The 15,974-nt window shown below is 60.3% G+C and carries 16 protein-coding genes; 5 read left to right on the top strand and 11 right to left on the bottom strand.

Going from position 1 to position 15,974, the window contains the following annotated elements; all coding sequences use genetic code 11:
* Positions 1 to 214 precede the first annotated feature (214 nt).
* Positions 215 to 1,411, bottom strand: a complete 1,197-nt coding sequence (locus VD17_RS09995; RefSeq protein WP_033060516.1) for a class I SAM-dependent rRNA methyltransferase — start codon at positions 1,409 to 1,411, stop codon at positions 215 to 217.
* 234 nt (positions 1,412 to 1,645) lie between these two features.
* Between VD17_RS09995 and VD17_RS09990 the strand changes: the two genes are divergently transcribed.
* Genes VD17_RS09990 through VD17_RS09980 form a run of 3 tightly spaced genes read left to right on the top strand, consistent with a single transcriptional unit; the run spans position 1,646 to position 3,679 of the window.
* Positions 1,646 to 2,461, top strand: coding sequence for an HDOD domain-containing protein (locus VD17_RS09990; RefSeq protein ID WP_185753135.1), 816 nt, complete (start codon positions 1,646 to 1,648; stop codon positions 2,459 to 2,461).
* A 28-nt stretch (positions 2,462 to 2,489) separates the two neighbouring features.
* Positions 2,490 to 3,302 carry a bifunctional DNA-formamidopyrimidine glycosylase/DNA-(apurinic or apyrimidinic site) lyase gene (gene mutM, locus VD17_RS09985; protein WP_046053693.1) on the top strand — a complete coding sequence of 271 codons (813 nt, stop codon included), beginning with the start codon at positions 2,490 to 2,492 and terminating at the stop codon, positions 3,300 to 3,302.
* A 53-nt stretch (positions 3,303 to 3,355) separates the two neighbouring features.
* Positions 3,356 to 3,679: a hypothetical protein gene (locus VD17_RS09980; protein ID WP_046053692.1), complete on the top strand. Its 324-nt coding sequence runs from the start codon at positions 3,356 to 3,358 to the stop codon at positions 3,677 to 3,679.
* Between the two features lie 92 nt (positions 3,680 to 3,771).
* Here VD17_RS09980 and VD17_RS09975 read toward each other — a convergent pair whose 3' ends face one another.
* From VD17_RS09975 to VD17_RS09955, 5 genes are all read right to left on the bottom strand, one after another.
* Positions 3,772 to 4,023, bottom strand: coding sequence for a YfhL family 4Fe-4S dicluster ferredoxin (locus VD17_RS09975; protein WP_008150569.1), 252 nt, complete (start codon positions 4,021 to 4,023; stop codon positions 3,772 to 3,774).
* Positions 4,024 to 4,160: 137 nt separating this feature from the next.
* Entirely contained in the window at positions 4,161 to 4,640 is a 480-nt protein-coding gene (gene coaD / locus VD17_RS09970) for a pantetheine-phosphate adenylyltransferase (RefSeq protein ID WP_046053691.1), read from the bottom strand.
* A 115-nt stretch (positions 4,641 to 4,755) separates the two neighbouring features.
* Complete coding sequence (locus VD17_RS09965; protein WP_046053690.1) at positions 4,756 to 6,351, bottom strand: GMC family oxidoreductase; 1,596 nt, start codon at positions 6,349 to 6,351, stop codon at positions 4,756 to 4,758.
* Positions 6,352 to 6,493: 142 nt separating this feature from the next.
* Positions 6,494 to 7,039 carry a hypothetical protein gene (locus VD17_RS09960; protein ID WP_046053689.1) on the bottom strand — a complete coding sequence of 182 codons (546 nt, stop codon included), beginning with the start codon at positions 7,037 to 7,039 and terminating at the stop codon, positions 6,494 to 6,496.
* A gap of 28 nt (positions 7,040 to 7,067) precedes the next feature.
* Positions 7,068 to 8,498, bottom strand: a complete 1,431-nt coding sequence (locus VD17_RS09955) for a coniferyl aldehyde dehydrogenase (protein WP_046053688.1) — start codon at positions 8,496 to 8,498, stop codon at positions 7,068 to 7,070.
* A gap of 146 nt (positions 8,499 to 8,644) precedes the next feature.
* Between VD17_RS09955 and VD17_RS09950 the strand changes: the two genes are divergently transcribed.
* Both VD17_RS09950 and VD17_RS09945 read left to right on the top strand, forming a co-directional pair.
* Entirely contained in the window at positions 8,645 to 9,316 is a 672-nt protein-coding gene (locus VD17_RS09950; RefSeq protein WP_033060505.1) for a TetR/AcrR family transcriptional regulator, read from the top strand.
* A gap of 44 nt (positions 9,317 to 9,360) precedes the next feature.
* Entirely contained in the window at positions 9,361 to 10,215 is an 855-nt protein-coding gene (locus VD17_RS09945) for a sulfurtransferase (RefSeq protein ID WP_046053687.1), read from the top strand.
* 194 nt (positions 10,216 to 10,409) lie between these two features.
* Here VD17_RS09945 and VD17_RS09940 read toward each other — a convergent pair whose 3' ends face one another.
* From VD17_RS09940 to VD17_RS09920, 5 genes are all read right to left on the bottom strand, one after another.
* Positions 10,410 to 11,249: an AraC family transcriptional regulator gene (locus tag VD17_RS09940; protein ID WP_046053686.1), complete on the bottom strand. Its 840-nt coding sequence runs from the start codon at positions 11,247 to 11,249 to the stop codon at positions 10,410 to 10,412.
* A 4-nt stretch (positions 11,250 to 11,253) separates the two neighbouring features.
* Entirely contained in the window at positions 11,254 to 12,252 is a 999-nt protein-coding gene (locus VD17_RS09935) for a hydrolase (protein ID WP_046053685.1), read from the bottom strand.
* A gap of 63 nt (positions 12,253 to 12,315) precedes the next feature.
* Positions 12,316 to 12,927, bottom strand: coding sequence for a 16S rRNA (guanine(966)-N(2))-methyltransferase RsmD (gene rsmD / locus VD17_RS09930; protein WP_046053684.1), 612 nt, complete (start codon positions 12,925 to 12,927; stop codon positions 12,316 to 12,318).
* Positions 12,927 to 14,417, bottom strand: a complete 1,491-nt coding sequence (locus tag VD17_RS09925) for a M16 family metallopeptidase (RefSeq protein WP_046053683.1) — start codon at positions 14,415 to 14,417, stop codon at positions 12,927 to 12,929. The genes rsmD and VD17_RS09925 overlap by 1 nt, the downstream gene beginning before the upstream one ends.
* Positions 14,410 to 15,765: a M16 family metallopeptidase gene (locus VD17_RS09920; RefSeq protein WP_046053682.1), complete on the bottom strand. Its 1,356-nt coding sequence runs from the start codon at positions 15,763 to 15,765 to the stop codon at positions 14,410 to 14,412. The genes VD17_RS09925 and VD17_RS09920 overlap by 8 nt, the downstream gene beginning before the upstream one ends.
* Between the last annotated feature and the right edge of the window lie 209 nt (positions 15,766 to 15,974).

Raw genomic sequence — 15,974 nt, 5'->3', positions numbered from 1 at the left:
GAGTTCTTATCAAGTGGAGATTGGGTAGGAATGTTCCAGTAATTTTGTCGGATCGATCTGAGGGTTGGATGAATTTTGTAAGTTCTGTCCGCTGAAATAAAAGACATAGCGAAACGTCCTGCAAGTCATTAAGACCGCTGGAGTAGGAAGTTGGAGAGTTCAATAACAGATAACAGAACGGGGAGCCGGTTGGCTCCCCGTCAAACCGGCGTAATCAGCTGTTTGGCAGCAGACGGCAGGTGATGCTCTTGATGTAGCGGGTTTCGGCGATGGCTGGGTGAACCGGGTGATCCGGGCCCTGACCGCCGCGCTCCAGCATCTGGATGTTGCGGTCCAGGTGACGGGCGCTGGTCAGCAGGATGTTCTGCAGATCGTCTTCCGGCAGGTGCATCGAGCACGAAGCGCTGACCAGGATGCCGTCCTTGCTGAGCAGGCGCATGGCTTGCTCGTTCAGGCGACGGTAGGCGCCTTCACCGTTTTTCATGTCCTTCTTGCGTTTGATGAACGCCGGAGGATCGGCAACGATCACGTCGAAGCGCTCTTCGCTGGCTTTCAGCTCTTTCAGGGCTTCGAACACGTCACCTTCAATGCAGGTCATCTTGTCGGCGAAACCGTTCAGCGCGGCGTTGCGCTCGACGCCGTCAAGGGCGAAGGCCGATGCATCGACGCAGAACACTTCACTGGCGCCGAACGCAGCCGCTTGCACGCCCCAGCCACCGATGTAGCTGTACAGGTCCAGCACGCGTTTGCCTTTGGCATAAGGTGCCAGGCGTGCGCGGTTCATGCGATGGTCGTAGAACCAGCCGGTTTTCTGGCCCTGGATGACCGGCGCTTCGAATTTCACGCCGTTCTCTTCCAGCGCAACCCACTCCGGCACCAGGCCGAACACGGTTTCGACGTAGCGGTTGAGGCCTTCGGCATCACGGGCAGCGGAGTCGTTCTTGAACAGAATGCCGCTAGGCTTGATCACTTGGGTCAGCGCTGCGATCACGTCTTCTTTATGGGCTTCCATGGTTGCCGAAGCGATCTGTACCACCAGGATGTCGCCGAAACGGTCGACTACCAGACCTGGCAGCAGGTCGGAATCGCCGTAGACCAGGCGATAGAACGGCTTGTCGAACAGGCGATCGCGCAGGGACAGCGCAACGTTCAGGCGATGCACCAGCAGCGACTTGTCCAGCGGCAACTTGATGTCGCGCGACAACAGGCGGGCGCAGATCAGGTTGTTCGGGCTCATGGCAACGATGCCCAGCGGCTTGCCGCTGGCTGCTTCGAGGATCGCCTGGTCGCCGGCCTTGAAACCGTGCAAAGGAGTAGCGGCTACATCGATTTCGTTGCTGTAGACCCACAAATGGCCGTTCCGCAGGCGACGGTCGGCGTTGGCTTTGAGGCGCAGGCTAGGCAGGGACATGACGTCGCTCCGGAAAAAAGAGCGGGAGTATAGCGTGTTGCGCAAGGCCACGGTTTGGCGGATGGACATGCGGTGAGGCAGGCCCGGGCATTTGATGAAACTTCAGGCGATGGACCGGCCAGGGTGTCGGATCCAACTTTATAAGGGTTAGAATCGCCGCCTGTCCCAGAGTGTGTACTTATGTCCCCAGAGCTGACTACCGAACAGATTCAACAGTCCCTGCAAGGCATCAGCGTGCCGGCCCAGCCGCAAATCATGGTGGATTTGCAGATGGAACAGTACATGCCCGACCCGGATCTGGAGGTGATCGCGAAGCTGATCTCCCAGGACCCGGGCCTCTCTGGCGCCTTGTTGAAAATCGTCAACTCGCCGTATTACGGCTTGAGCAACAAGATCGCCTCGATTCAGCGAGCGGTGAATCTGTTGGGCAGCCGCTCGATCATCAACCTGATCAACGCGCAGTCGATCAAGGGCGAGATGAACGACGACACCATCGTTACCTTGAATCGTTTCTGGGACACCGCTCAGGACGTGGCGATGACCTGCCTGACCCTGGCCAAGCGCATCGGCACCCAGGCCGGCGATGAAGCCTACGCCCTGGGACTGTTTCATGACTGCGGCGTGCCGCTGATGCTTCAGCGCTTCCCCAACTACATGACCGTTCTGGAAGAGGCCTACGCCAGTGCCAGCGCTGAATGTCGGGTGGTGGACACCGAGAATCGGGTGTTCAATACCAATCATGCGGTGGTGGGTTATTACACCGCCAAATCCTGGCGCCTGCCGGAGCATGTGACCGCCGCCATCGCCAATCACCACAATGCGTTGGCGATCTTCAGCGATGAGTCGTCGCGCAACAGCCAGCTGAAAAACCTGCTGGCGATCCTGAAAATGGCCGAGCACATTTGTGCGTCTTTCCGGGTGCTGGGCAACCAGCGTGATGACCACGAGTGGGACAGCATTGCACCGCTGGTTCTCGATTATGTCGGTCTCTCGGACTATGACTTCGAGACCCTCAAACAAACGATTCGTGACCTTGGCGCTCATCGCTGAGCGTTGCACCGCCTGATTCGAGAGCACCATGCCGGAACTGCCTGAAGTCGAAACCACCCGCCGCGGAATTGCGCCACACCTGGAAGGCCAGCGCGTCAGCCGGGTGATCGTGCGTGAACGGCGCTTGCGCTGGCCCATTCCCGAAGACCTGGATGTGCGGCTGTCGGGCCAGCGCATCGTGGTGGTGGAGCGACGCGCGAAGTACCTGCTGATCAATGCCGAAGTCGGCACGCTGATCAGCCATTTGGGGATGTCGGGGAATCTGCGCCTGGTGGAAATCGGCACGCCGGTGGCCAAGCATGAGCATGTGGACATCGAACTGGAATCTGGTCTGGCCCTGCGTTACACCGACCCGCGACGGTTTGGCGCGATGCTCTGGAGCCTCGATCCGCTCAACCACGAGTTGTTGATTCGCCTGGGGCCGGAGCCGTTGACCGACCTGTTCGACGGTGAGCGCTTGTTCCAGCAATCCCGCGGGCGATCCATGGCGGTCAAACCGTTCATCATGGACAACGCGGTGGTGGTCGGCGTGGGCAATATCTATGCAACCGAAGCGTTGTTCGCCGCCGGTATCGATCCGCGTCGTGAGGCCAAGAGCATCTCTCGGGCGCGTTATCTGAAACTGGCGATCGAGATCAAACGCATCCTGGCGGCCGCTATCGAGCGCGGCGGCACCACGCTGCGCGACTTTATCGGTGGTGACGGTCTGCCGGGTTATTTCCAGCAGGAACTGTTCGTGTACGGCCGTGGCGGTGCGCCCTGCAAGGTCTGTGGCACAGAGCTGCGGGAAGTGAAGCTCGGGCAGCGCGCCAGCGTCTTTTGCCCGCGCTGTCAGAGCTGAAACGCTCAGGGTCTATAGTCAGTGTTCTGACTGCCTAGCCCAAGGACCGTGCCATGAACCTGTTTCGAACCGTTGTCGTCGTTATGCTGCTGAGCCTCGGTGCGCCAGCGCTGGCAGCAAACACGGGCAGCGGCGACCCGCGTTACACCATCCAGAATCCCCCGGCCTACGCCATGATCGGCGATTTGCTGATTGCCCGACCTTTGCTGGTCGTGGCAACGGTGATCGGTGCAGGGGTGTTTGTGGTGTCGCTGCCGTTTACCGCGTTGGGCGGCGGCGTTGGCGATGCGGGGCAGGCGTTGGTGGTCGACCCGGCAAAAGCAGCGTTCGTGCGGTGCCTGGGGTGTATCGGAGAGGGGTTTGAGCAGCGGGAGTAAGTGAAGATCAAAAGATCGCAGCCTTCGGCAGCTCCTACAGGAGTATGCAAACCTGTGTAGGAGCTGCCGAAGGCTGCGATCTTTTGGGGCCCTCAAGCCTTGCCAGTAAGCTTGCGGTACTTCTCCATCAACTGCTCTTCAGTCTCCGGATGCGCTTCGTCCAGCGGAATGCAATCCACCGGGCACACTTGCTGGCACTGAGGTTCGTCGTAGTGGCCGACGCACTGGGTGCACAGGTTCGGGTCGATCACGTAGATCTCTTCGCCCTGGGAGATGGCGGCGTTCGGACACTCGGGTTCGCAGACGTCGCAGTTGATGCAATCGTCGGTGATGATCAGGGACATGCTAACTCCAGCCAGGGCGGAAGGCCCGGGCGCAATAAACCAATGCGCACAATTGTGCCGCATTGGCGCCCGCAGTGCACGCGGGCGCGATCAAGGGGAAAAGATCGACCGAACGCGGCCCGAACCTGCGGCAGCTCCTACTTTTTAAAGCGTTCGTTCAGGGCGTCCGCCACCGCAGGGTGGACGAACTTGGTGATATCGCCGCCCAAGGCTGCGATTTCACGGACCAGCGTCGAGGAAATGTACGAATAACGCTCGGACGGGGTAAGAAACAGACTTTCCACATCCGGCGCCAGCTGACGGTTCATGTTGGCCAGCTGGAATTCGTATTCGAAGTCCGATACCGCACGCAAACCACGCAGGAACACGTTGGCGTTCTTCTCTTTGGCGAAATGCGCCAGCAACGTCGAGAAGCCGACAACTTCAACGTTGGGCAGATGTTTAGTGACCTCGCGGGCCAGCTCCACACGCTGTTCCAGGGGAAACAACGGGTTTTTCTTCGGGCTGGCGGCGACGGCGATGATCACATGATCGAACAGGCGCGCGGCGCGTTCGACCAGATCGCCATGGCCCTTGGTAATAGGGTCGAAGGTACCTGGGTACAACACTCGGTTCATCGCGTCGTCCTGGCGGGAGTCCGTTGGGGAGTCGGATGGTATCGCAGCCTTCCCGGTCGGCCAAGTCGCCTTTTGGGTAAGAAAGCACTATAGGCCATTGGAATATTCTCCATTTTCATGGGTTTTTCAAACGTTCGGCCAAAGAAGTTGCCAGCTGCGCCGTCAGCCCATAGACCGACAATTGCGGGTTTGCGCCAATGCTGGTGGGGAACAGCGAGCCGTCATGAATCGACAGATTGCCTAACTGATGATGCCGGCCGAGGCTGTCGGTCACGGCGTTTTTCGGGTCTTCACCCATGGCACAACCGCCCATCACATGGGCGCTGCCCAGGCGTGTGCGATACAGCTCCAGGCTTAGGCCGTCGATCAGCGTGCGCGCTTCGGCGAGGGTTTTCACGTAGCGAGCGTCGGCGTGCATTGGCATCACCGCATGGGCACCGCCCGCGAACTGGATCTCGGCCATGCTGTGGAACGCCCGACGCAATCCGTCCCAGGCATAAGGTGAAACCTGATAGTCGAGCACCGGCGTGCCGTCACCGCGCAACTCGACGCTGCCACCGGGGCTGTCCGGGTGGAAACCGTCCCGCAGCAACGCCAACATGGCGTGGGTGTGGGGCAGGTTTTCCATGTGCTGGGCGTTTTCCTTGCCGAAACCGCCGAGCAGCGTGGTCGCCAGCGCCGGGTGCAGCGGCGGCACTTCGAGTTTGTAAGACATTTTTCCGGTGGTGCCGTCCAGCCATTGAAAATGGTCGGAATAGATCGACTGTGGCGCGCCATAAAACGGGTTGATCACTTCGTCGAACAGCCCTGCCGACATGTTCACCAGGTGTAGGAAAGTCCGTTTGCCCAGCCGTTTGTGCGGATCCGGCGCCTCGGAGCGCATGAGCAGCGCCGGGCTGTTGATCCCGCCACCGGCCAGCACGTAATGCCGCGCCTTGACCGTGATTGTGTATCCGGTAGGCGCGACGCAGCGGTCGTCCATCGCTACGCAATGCAAGCCGGTGACCTTGTCGCCGCTGATCAAGAGCTTTTCGGCGCGAGCCAGATAGAGCAACTCGCCCCCTTTTTCCAGGGTCGCCGGAATGGTCGTGACCAGCATCGATTGCTTGGCGTTGGTCGGGCAACCCATGCCGCAGTAGCCAAGGTTCCAGCAGCCACGCACGTTGCGCGGGATCACATGCCAGGCGTAGCCGAGTTTTTCGCAGCCTTTGCGGATCACGTCGTTGTTGGCGTTGGGCGGGATCATCCAGGGGGCGACGCCCAGGCGTTGTTCCATTTTCTCGAACCACGGCGCCATTTCGGCCGGCGTGTGGCCTTTGACGTCGTGCTCCTTGGCCCAGTGGTCGAGGGTCGGGGCCGGCGTGCGAAAGCTTGAGGTCCAATTGATCAGCGTGGTACCGCCCACCGCCCGGCCCTGAAGGATGGTGATCGCGCCGTCCTTGCTCATGCGGCCGATACCTTCCTGATAGAGGCTGGTGTAGGCCTGGTCTTCGAGCATCTTGAAGTCGCTGCTGGTCTTGAGCGGGCCTTCCTCGATCAGCAATACCTTGTAGCCCGCGGCGCTGAGAATTTCGGCGGTGGTGCCACCGCCCGCGCCGCTGCCGATAATCGCCACGTCCGCCTCGAGGGACAGGTTCTGGGTCAGTTGTGAACCGTTATAGGTTTTCCAGCCACGGGCCAGGCCTTCGCGGAACGGATCGGGTACGGGCATTTTCAGGTTCTCTTTTTATTTTGGATTCGGCAGTGAGGCGGCTGACGCCATCGTCGGATCGCCGCCCGGAGCAAGCTCGCTCCCACATTGACCGCGTAAACCCTGTGGGAGCGAGCTTGCTCGCGATAGGGTCAACTCGGTTTCAGACCGTAGGTGGCCCGGGATACCCGCAATGCGCCCACGACTCCGCCCGGCTGTACCACGCCATCATCACCAGTTGCAGCAGCGAGCTATGGCCCATACGCAGGAGGCTTAACGAGCTGTTTTCCCAGCGATCGAGAAAGTGCCGGATCTCGTCGGCACTGGCGTTTTCCCAACTGCCCCAGATCCCGGTCAGTGGTCCGCGAGTCACGGCCATTCCCAGCACATCGAATAACTGCCGGGTCAGCTTGAGCATTTCCGGCGACAGATGATTCAGGCCGTTATCCAGGCAGTGCAGGGTTTCAACGACCGCCGTCGGCATTTTTTCGACGGCCACACCGCCGTCGAGCATCACCGGAATCAGCGCCCGCAAAAACAGCAAGTCACCGCTGCGCAGAATCGCGAAACCGCTGGCCGGAATGCTCGATGAGCAGCCGCTGAGGCTCGCTCCCAAACCGGCGGTGGCGAGAAAAGCGCTGGCACCGAGGCTGAATTTAAGCAAGCCGCGCCGTGACAGCGCGGGTGTATCGGACAGGCTTGGGCTCATTATTGTTATTACCCGAAGGGGATGATCGTTAGCGGATAAACAGCTTCTGAATCAGCTTCTGAATGGATTTTCCGTACGGCGGGTAGATCAATTTCGCCGCATTGAACCGCTGTTTGATCAGCACACCTTTGGCTTTGCTGAAGGTCAGGAAACCTTCGTGGCCGTGGTAATGGCCCATGCCCGAGGCGCCGATCCCGCCGAATGGCATGTCGTCCTGAGCGACGTGCAGCAGGGTGTCGTTCAGGCACACGCCACCGGAATGGGTTTCGTGAAGTACGCGGTGTTGCTCACGCTTGTCGTAGCCGAAGTAATACAGGGCCAGCGGACGAGGTCGTTCATTGATGTAGGCAAAAGCCTGATCCAGATCCTTGTAGGGAACGATCGGCAACAGCGGACCGAAGATTTCGTCCTGCATCACCATCATGTCGTTGCTGACGTTGAGCAGCAGGCTGTGACTCATGCGGCGCCCCTGGCCCTTGTCGAACAGCGGAATCAGCAGCGCGCCCTTGCTGGTGGCGTCGCTGATGTAGCCGTTGAGGCGCGCCAATTGTCGGTCATTGATGATTGCGGTGTAGTCCGGGTTGTCGGTCAAGGTCGGATAAAACCCGCGAACCGCCTGACGATAGGCTTCGACGAAAGCACCTACGCGATCTTCCGGCACCAGCACATAGTCCGGGGCCACGCAGGTCTGCCCGGCGTTGAGCGTCTTGCCGAAAGCGATGCGTTCGGCGGCGTCCTTGAGCGGCACGTCGCGGGACACGATGGCCGGGGATTTGCCGCCGAGTTCGAGGGTCACCGGGGTCAGGTTCTCGGCCGCCGCACGCATTACGTGTTTGCCGATGCTGGTGGCGCCGGTGAACAGCAGGTGATCGAAACGCAATCTGGAGAACGCTACACCGATATCGGCTTCGCCCAGTACCACGCAGACCAGGTCTTGCGGGAAGATTCGGCCCAGCAGTTCCTTGAGCAACAATCCGGTGGCTGGGGTCGATTCACTGAGCTTGAGCATCACCCGATTGCCTGCCGACAACGCGCCTACCAATGGTCCGATGGCCAGATACAGTGGGTAGTTCCACGGCACGATCACCCCGACCACACCCAAAGGTTGATAAACGACTTTGGCCGCCGCGGGTTGAAAGGCAATCCCGACCTTGCGCTTCGACGCCTTCATCCAGCCTTTGAGGTGCTGACTGGCGTAATGAATGCCGTGCAGGCTGGGCATCAGTTCGGCGAGCAGGGTTTCATCGGCGCTGCGATGGCTGAAATCCTGGCTGATGGCATCGATCAATGCCTGACGCTCATTGCTCAACAGATCGCGCAGGGCTTTTAACCATTGCTGGCGCTGGCCGGCGGGTGGTATCGGGTTGGCGGCATACGCCGCGCGTTGGGCGTCGAACAGGGTCTGGAGCTCTTCCAGGGGCTGCTGCAGGTTCTGCAAGTAGGCGATGTCAGCAGTCATGGTCGGCTCCGGATTTATTGTAATGAGGGACTTTTTAGAGTCTATGCTCTATAAAGTCAAATGACATCCTGGCGCAGCTTTGTTTTATCCACTCGCGGATAGGTCGTAAGATGCCGGTCAACGCACTTTGAATTAAAGCCCAAGCCATGGCCCCTCGGATCAAAACCAGCGAGCGCATCGTGCAGAACAGCCTGGAGCTGTTCAATCAGCAGGGTGAGCGCAGCATCAGCACCAACCACATTGCTGCCCACATGGAAATTTCCCCGGGCAACCTGTACTACCACTTCCCCAACAAGCAGGCGATCATCGCCGTGCTGTTCAGTGAGTACGAAAGCCTGGTGGACAGCTTCCTGCGCCCGCCCCAGGGGCGTGCCGCCACGGTCGAAGACAAGCGCTTCTACCTTCAGGAACTGCTCGCTGCCATGTGGCGCTACCGGTTTTTGCACCGAGATCTGGAGCACCTGCTCGACAGTGATCCGGAGCTGGCCGCCCGTTATCGGCGCTTTTCCCAGCGCTGTCTGATCCATGGCACGCACATCTACGCGGGCTTCGTCGAGGCTGGCATCTTGCAAATGGACAAGGTTCAGATCGAATCGCTGACGCTCAATGCCTGGATCATCCTGACGTCCTGGGTGCGTTTTCTCTGCACCACACGCGAAAACTCCAATCACCTGAGCGAACAGGCCATTAAACGTGGGGTGTATCAGGTGCTGGTGCTGGAGGCCGGTTTTGTCACGGATCAGTCCCGCGATGAGGTGAATGCGCTGTTCGAGGAGTTTTACGTGCCGCTGGCCCAAGCGCTGGAAGAAGTGGGATAAAAAGTGCAGTAGGATCAAACATCGCCCAATCACAGGAGCCCGTTATGCCCATTGCGCAACTGATCAGCCCGCAAGCGTTGGACCTGAAAAAGGAGCAGCCGGGGCTGGTGATTCTGGATTGTCGTTTTGCCCTCGAAGACCCGGATTACGGTCAGCGCAGCTATGCCGAAGGGCATATTGCCGAGTCGAGCTTCGCCGATCTTGAGCGTGATTTGAGCGGGACAGTGATCAAGGGTGTGACCGGGCGTCATCCGTTGCCTGAACCTGAAGACTTGATCGAGCGTCTGCAAGCCTGGGGCGTCAACGCCGACAGCGATGTGGTTTTGTATGACGACGGTCCGGGCGCGTATGCGGCGCGGGCCTGGTGGTTGCTGGCCTGGTTGGGCAAACGTGACGGCGTGTTTATTCTGGATGGCGGACTCAAGGCCTGGCACGCGGCCGGTTTGCCCCTGAGTCTTGATGCACCGCAGATTGAACGGGGCACCTTCACGGGGTCGCCGGACAACGCGCTGATCTTGAGCGCCGAACAGCTCCAGCAACGTCTCGGCCAGCCTGCGCTGACCCTGCTTGATGCCCGCGGCTTGCCGCGTTTCAAGGGAGAAGTAGAGCCGATCGACCCGATTGCCGGGCACATCCCCGGCGCGCAATGTGCGGCGTTCACCGACAACCTGGGCAGCGACGGGCGTTTTCTGCCGGCCGATCAGCTCAAACAGCGTTTTGCCGAAAAGCTCGGTGATCGTTCGCCGGCCGATCTGGTGGCGTACTGCGGTTCTGGCGTGACGGCCTGTCACAACCTGTTCGCGCTGTGCCTGGCGGGTTATCCGTTGGGCGCGTTGTATGCCGGTTCATGGAGCGAGTGGATCAACGATCCCGCGCATGGCATCGCCATCGGCGAATAACCCCAATCCCCCTGTAGGAGTGAGCCTTTGTGGCGAGGGGATTTATCCCCGTTGGGCTGCGAAGCGGCCCCGAAATCGAAAACCGCGGTGTGTCAGGTACACCGCTTACAATGGTTTACGACTGCTTCGCAGCCGAACGGGGATAAATCCCCTCGCCACAAAGGCTCGCTCCCACATTTGGACCTGTGTCGACCTCAACTTCCGGGGAGTTGCCGCGCACTTCGATACGCGCCCGGCCCCACGCCGTAAACCTGCTTGAACTGCCGGCTCAGATGACTCTGGTCAGCAAACCCCAGCAGTGTCGCCACTTCCAGCGGCAAACAGCCGTTCTGTAACAGCGCCCGTGCCCGGGCGATGCGCTGCTGCATCAGCCAGGTGTGCGGCGGCATGCCCGTGGCACGGCGGAACACCCGGGCGAAGTGGAAGGGCGAAAGGTTGACCGCCGCTGCCAGTTCTTCCAGCGAAGGCGGCGTCGCCAATTGCGCCTGCAGCAGATCCTTGGCCAGTGTCACCGCCCGATGTTCCTTGCCCGGCTTGCCGGCAACCGGCACGGCCGCGTGCCGTTGCAGCAGCGACAGCATCATTTCCCGCCAGACCGTTTGTTGTTGCAAGGCAGTGGACGGACTTTCCAGTAGACGGTGCAGTTGGCAGAAACCCTTCACCAGATCCGGATCGCGATACAGCGTCGCGCCAAACGCCGGCAAGTTGTTGGTCGGCAGTTCCAGTTCATCGAGTAGCGACAGAATCTGCCCGCTGTCCGGATAAAACGCCCGATACAACCAACCATCCTCCGTGCCTTTATGGCCGGTGTGCAGTTCGTCCGGATTGATCAGAACCAGCGTGCCGCTACCGGCCAGGTGTTCGGCGCCGCGATAGCGATAACGCTGGGCGCCGGCCATGATCATGCCGATCACGTAGCCGTCATGCACATGGGGCGCGAAACGGTGTTCGATGTAACGTGCGGACAATAACTCGACACCGGCCAACGGCGCTGTTTGCCAGAATCGGATCGACTCGCCCTGATCGACGTCCATGGTCTTACTGTCGACCCATGGTGGTCAGCCATTGCGGGATGCGGCGTTCCAGGTAGTAACCCGGTTGCTTGAACGAACCATCGACGAAGCCGACATGCCCACCCTTGGTCTGTAACTCGAATTGAGTGCAGGCGGACAATTCGTTGGCTTGCGGCAGGCTATGAGGAAAGACAAACGGGTCATCGGCCGCTTGAATGATCAGTGTCGGCGTACGAATCTCGCCCAGGAAATAGCGACTCGAGGCGCGGCGATAGTAATCCTCGGCATCGGCAAAACCGTTCAGTGGCGCGGTGACCCGGCCATCGAAATCCCAGAACGTGCGCATGTTCTCCAGCGAGCCCAGCGCGGCCAATGCCGCCAGTCCATCCTCGCGCCCGTCATGCTGAAACTTGCGTTGTTTATTCTTGATGTAGGCCACCATCTCTCGCATGAAATGCGCCTGATAGACCTTGGAAAAGCCCTGGCCGATACGGTCGGCGCATTGATCGAGACGAAACGGCACCGACACCGCCACCGCACCGACCACGCCACTGTTGCTGCCGGATTCGCCCAAATGCTTGAGCAACACATTGCCGCCCAGGGAATAGCCGACCGCATACAACGGCGCGAGCGGTCGTTGGGCCTTCAGGTGCTTAATGGTTTCGGCCAGGTCTTCACTGGCGCCGGAATGGTAGCTACGTGGCAGCAGATTCGGTTCGCCCGAACAGCCGCGCCAGTTCAGTGCGACGCTGGCCCAGCCTTGGGCGCCCAGTGCTTTCTGCACCCCGGCCACGTAAGGCGAATTTGAAGAACCGGTCAGGCCGTGCAACACCAGCACCAGTGGCGCATCGGCGCTGTGCGGGCCGTGCCAGTCGAGATCGAGAAAGTCGCCATCCTCAAGCCACAAGCGTTCGCGCTGGCGTTCGATGTGCGTGGTTTTGCGCCACAGCGGCCCCCACAAGGTTTGCAAGTGCGGGTTGCCGAGGCCGAAGGCGGGGGTGAAACGTTCTGTCGGATGGGACACGATGGTTCTCGATGCAGCGGTGCGAGCCTCGCTTGAGGCGCGCACCTTTTTCAGGCCGGTTGATTAACCGGCAATCTCTGCCATACGTTGCCACAACGCGTAATACACCCGCCCGGATTTCTGCTCCCGGTGCAGGCGCCAGTTGCCTGGCAAGCCAAGGCTCGATGGCGCATTCTCGCTTTCAGTGTAGATCCAGGCTTCGTCGGCCAGCCACTGACGCTCTTCAAGCAATGCGCAAACGCCCGGCAACAGGTTCTGGTTGAAGGGCGGGTCGAGGAACACCACGTCGTAAGCGGTCGCTGTCTGGGTTTCCAGGTAGCGCAGGGCATCGGCGGTCTGAATCTGGCCGGTGGTGCAACGCAGCGTGCCCAGATGTTCCTTGATGCTGGCGACCGCGATATTACTGGCGTCCAGCGCCTGACCCATGGCCGCGCCACGGGACAAGGCTTCGAGGAACAGCGCGCCGCTGCCGGCGAACGGGTCCAGAACCTTGGCGCCAGCGACATACGGCGCGAGCCAGTTGAACAGGGTTTCACGGACCCGGTCCGGGGTCGGACGCAGGCCCGGTGCATCCGGGAAGCTCAGCTTTCGGCTGCCCCATTCACCGCCGATGATGCGCAGTTGGTTCACGCCGTTATGGACGTTGTGTACGGGTTTTTTAGGGCGAGTGGCCATTAATGCTCCGGAACCCCGAGCGGTTGCTCGGCAGGTTTATCAGTTGGGGCCGGTAACGGCTTTTGCGGCACGGTCGGGCCAGCGCTGACGATGACCATTTTATCCGTGCTCAAGTGTTTGTTCAGTGCGGTTTTGACCTGTTCGACCGTCAGGCTCTGGGACTCGCGCATGAAGTCATCCAGGTAACTCAGCGGCAGGTTGTAGAAACCCATGGCGCCGAGTTGGCCGACGATATCGGCGTTGCTGGCGGTGGACAGCGGGAAGCTGCCGGCCAGTTCACGCTTGGCGTCGTCGAGTTCTTTCTGGGTCGGGCCGGTTTTAAGGTAGTCGGCGAGCACGTCCTGCACCAGTTTCAGCGTACCTTCGCTCATCTCGGCGCGGGTTTGCAGATTGATCATGAACGGGCCGCGCGCCTGCATCGGGGTGAAGCCCGAATACACGCCATAAGTCAGGCCGCGCTTCTCGCGCACTTCGCTCATCAACCGCGTGCCGAAGCCTCCGCCGCCAAGAATCTGGTTACCCATGGAGAGTGCCGCGTAGTCCGGGTCGTCACGGTCGATGCCCAATTGCGCGAGCATCAGGTTGGTCTGCTTGGACGGAAACTCGATGTGACCGATGCTGGCTTTCGGTTCCTCCGGTTGCGGGATTTTCGCCAGCTCCGGGCCTTTTGGCAGCGCGCTGGAGACTTGTGCAGCAATCGCCTCCGCCTCGGCACGAGACAGGTCGCCCACCAGCGCAATCACCACGTTGCCAGCGGCGTAGGCCTTCTCATGGAACGCCTTCAGTTGAGCCAGTGTGATCGCTGGAACGGTTTTCGCCGTGCCGTCGCTGGAGTGCGCGTACGGGTGATCGCCGTACAGACGGTTCATCAGCTCCAGGCTCGCGAGTTTGCCGGGGTTCTGCTTCTGGTACTCGAAACCGGCGAGCATCTGGTTCTTGATGCGCGCAAAGGAATCGGCCGGGAAGGTTGGTTTACCGACGACTTCAGAGAACAATTTCAGGGCCGGTTCGCGTTTGTCCGCGGCGCTGAGGCTGCGCAGGGACGCCAGGGCCATGTCCTTGAACGCGCCGTTGCCAAAGTCTGCGCCCAGGCCTTCGAAGCCCTGAGCAATGGCGCCGACATCTTTGCCGGCCACACCTTCGTTGAGCATGGCGTTGGTCAGCACGGAGAGACCGGGTGCATCGCCGTCCTGGCTGCTGCCGGCGGCGAAGATCAGGCGCATGTCGAACATCGGCAGCTCCCGGGCTTCAACGAACAGCACCTTGGCGCCCTCGGCGGTTTTCCAGGTCTGCACGTCCAGCGCGCGGTGGCTTGGCGCCTTGCCGTCAAGTTCAGCCAGCGATTGCAGCTTCTGGCTGGACTTGGCCTTGTCGAGGGCTTCGCTGGCCTTGGATTCGTCGGTCTTTGAAAAGTAAAACGCGGCAGACCCGATCAATGCGACAGCGATCAGGCCCATCAAGGCCAGGCGCGGTTTTTTACGCTCACTCATGAGTCGTCTCCTCCGGCAATACATGGGCGACGCTGAGACGTTCGCGGGTGAAATACAGCTTGGCGGCTTTCTGGATGTCTTCCGGGGTCACGCTTTCCAGCTCGGCGAGTTCGGTGTCCATCAGCTTCCACGACAGGCCGACAGTTTCCAGTTGGCCAATGGCGGTGGCCTGGCTGGTGATCGAATCACGCTCGTAGACCAGGCCAGCGATGACCTGTGCGCGCACTCGTTCCAGTTCTTCAGCGGACGGCGCGGTGGTTTTCAGCTGTTCGAGCAGCTTCCACAGGCCGGCTTCGGCCTGGGCCATGGTTTTGTTTTTCTGGGTATTGGGTGTTGCGGACAAGGTGAACAGGCTGTCGCCACGGGTGTAGGCGTCGTAGCTCGACGAACCGCCAGACACCAGCTCTTCGCCGCGCTCCAGTTGTGTCGGGATACGTCCGCTGTAGCCGCCGTCGAGCAGGGCGGAGATCAAGCGCAAGGCGTGGACCGAGCGTTTGTCTTCAGCGGTGGCGATGCTTGGCACGTTGAAACCCAGCATCAGGCTCGGCAATTGGGTCTTCACATGCAGGGTGATCTGCCGTTCGCCGGGTTCGGCCAGTTCCAGCGGGATTTTCGCCGATGGCACATCACGTTTGGCGATCGGGCCGAAATAGCGCTGGGCCAGAGTTTTGACCTCGTCCGGGGTCACGTCGCCCACCACCACCAATGTGGCGTTGTTCGGCACGTACCAGGATTGGTACCAGTGGCGCAGCTCTTCGACTTTCATGCGGTCCAGGTCAGCCATCCAGCCGATGGTCGGCGTGTGGTAACCGCTGCCCGGGTAAGCCATGGCCTTGAAGCGTTCGTAGGCCTTGGACATTGGCTTGTCGTCAGTGCGCAGGCGACGTTCTTCTTTAATGACTTCGATCTCGCGGGCGAACTCGTCGGCCGGCAGACGCAGGCTGGCCATGCGATCGGCTTCCAGCTCGAAGGCCACGCCCAGACGGTCGCGGGCCAGTACCTGGTAATACGCCGTGAAGTCATCGCTGGTGAACGCGTTCTCTTCGGCGCCGAGGTCGCGCAGGATCAGCGAGGCTTCGCCGGGGCCGATTTTCTCGCTGCCCTTGAACATCATGTGTTCCAGAGCGTGGGACAAACCGGTTTGACCCGGGGTCTCGTAGCTGGAGCCGACCTTGTACCAGACCTGGGAAACCACCACCGGCGCACGATGGTCTTCGCGCACGACGACCTTCAGGCCGTTATCGAGGGTGAATTCGTGAGTGGGTTGTGGATCGGCGGCCAGGGCCGAGAGGGGCAGACAAACTGTGCTGAGCAGCAGGCCTGCAGCGCGGCGGGCTAGAGCATTCATTCGTTTTTAAACCTTTGGGGCTGCCCGCTTGGTCTTAGCGTCGGCGGGCGAGAGGGTGCTAGGATACTGATCCGTTTTACTGGCGGCCACGCCTATCAGGCCTTCGGGTTTGATCAGGTTGTTTGGGTTTGCGGCAGAAGGCTGTGGTTTATCAACTAAACTCTGCTTTTTCGCCGATTTTGCCGCTCCAGTCCTTCGTGAAATCGTTT

Source organism: Pseudomonas fluorescens (genome assembly GCF_000968015.1).
Lineage (GTDB): Bacteria > Pseudomonadota > Gammaproteobacteria > Pseudomonadales > Pseudomonadaceae > Aquipseudomonas > Aquipseudomonas fluorescens_W.
The sequence above is the reverse complement of the archived record's forward strand: the minus strand, read 5'-3'. Positions and strand labels throughout refer to the sequence as shown.

Bases quoted from the DNA above. Each gene is read 5' to 3' on its own strand.
- VD17_RS09995 (WP_033060516.1), bottom strand. From the start codon at position 1,411: ATGTCCCTGCCTAGCCTGCGCCTCAAAGCCAACGCCGACCGTCGCCTG.
- mutM (WP_046053693.1), top strand. From the start codon at position 2,490: ATGCCGGAACTGCCTGAAGTCGAAACCACCCGCCGCGGAATTGCGCCA.
- VD17_RS09980 (WP_046053692.1), top strand. From the start codon at position 3,356: ATGAACCTGTTTCGAACCGTTGTCGTCGTTATGCTGCTGAGCCTCGGT.
- VD17_RS09975 (WP_008150569.1), bottom strand. From the start codon at position 4,023: ATGTCCCTGATCATCACCGACGATTGCATCAACTGCGACGTCTGCGAA.
- coaD (WP_046053691.1), bottom strand. From the start codon at position 4,640: ATGAACCGAGTGTTGTACCCAGGTACCTTCGACCCTATTACCAAGGGC.
- VD17_RS09965 (WP_046053690.1), bottom strand. From the start codon at position 6,351: ATGCCCGTACCCGATCCGTTCCGCGAAGGCCTGGCCCGTGGCTGGAAA.
- VD17_RS09960 (WP_046053689.1), bottom strand. From the start codon at position 7,039: ATGAGCCCAAGCCTGTCCGATACACCCGCGCTGTCACGGCGCGGCTTG.
- VD17_RS09955 (WP_046053688.1), bottom strand. From the start codon at position 8,498: ATGACTGCTGACATCGCCTACTTGCAGAACCTGCAGCAGCCCCTGGAA.
- VD17_RS09950 (WP_033060505.1), top strand. From the start codon at position 8,645: ATGGCCCCTCGGATCAAAACCAGCGAGCGCATCGTGCAGAACAGCCTG.
- VD17_RS09945 (WP_046053687.1), top strand. From the start codon at position 9,361: ATGCCCATTGCGCAACTGATCAGCCCGCAAGCGTTGGACCTGAAAAAG.
- VD17_RS09940 (WP_046053686.1), bottom strand. From the start codon at position 11,249: ATGGACGTCGATCAGGGCGAGTCGATCCGATTCTGGCAAACAGCGCCG.
- rsmD (WP_046053684.1), bottom strand. From the start codon at position 12,927: ATGGCCACTCGCCCTAAAAAACCCGTACACAACGTCCATAACGGCGTG.
- VD17_RS09925 (WP_046053683.1), bottom strand. From the start codon at position 14,417: ATGAGTGAGCGTAAAAAACCGCGCCTGGCCTTGATGGGCCTGATCGCT.
- VD17_RS09920 (WP_046053682.1), bottom strand. From the start codon at position 15,765: ATGAATGCTCTAGCCCGCCGCGCTGCAGGCCTGCTGCTCAGCACAGTT.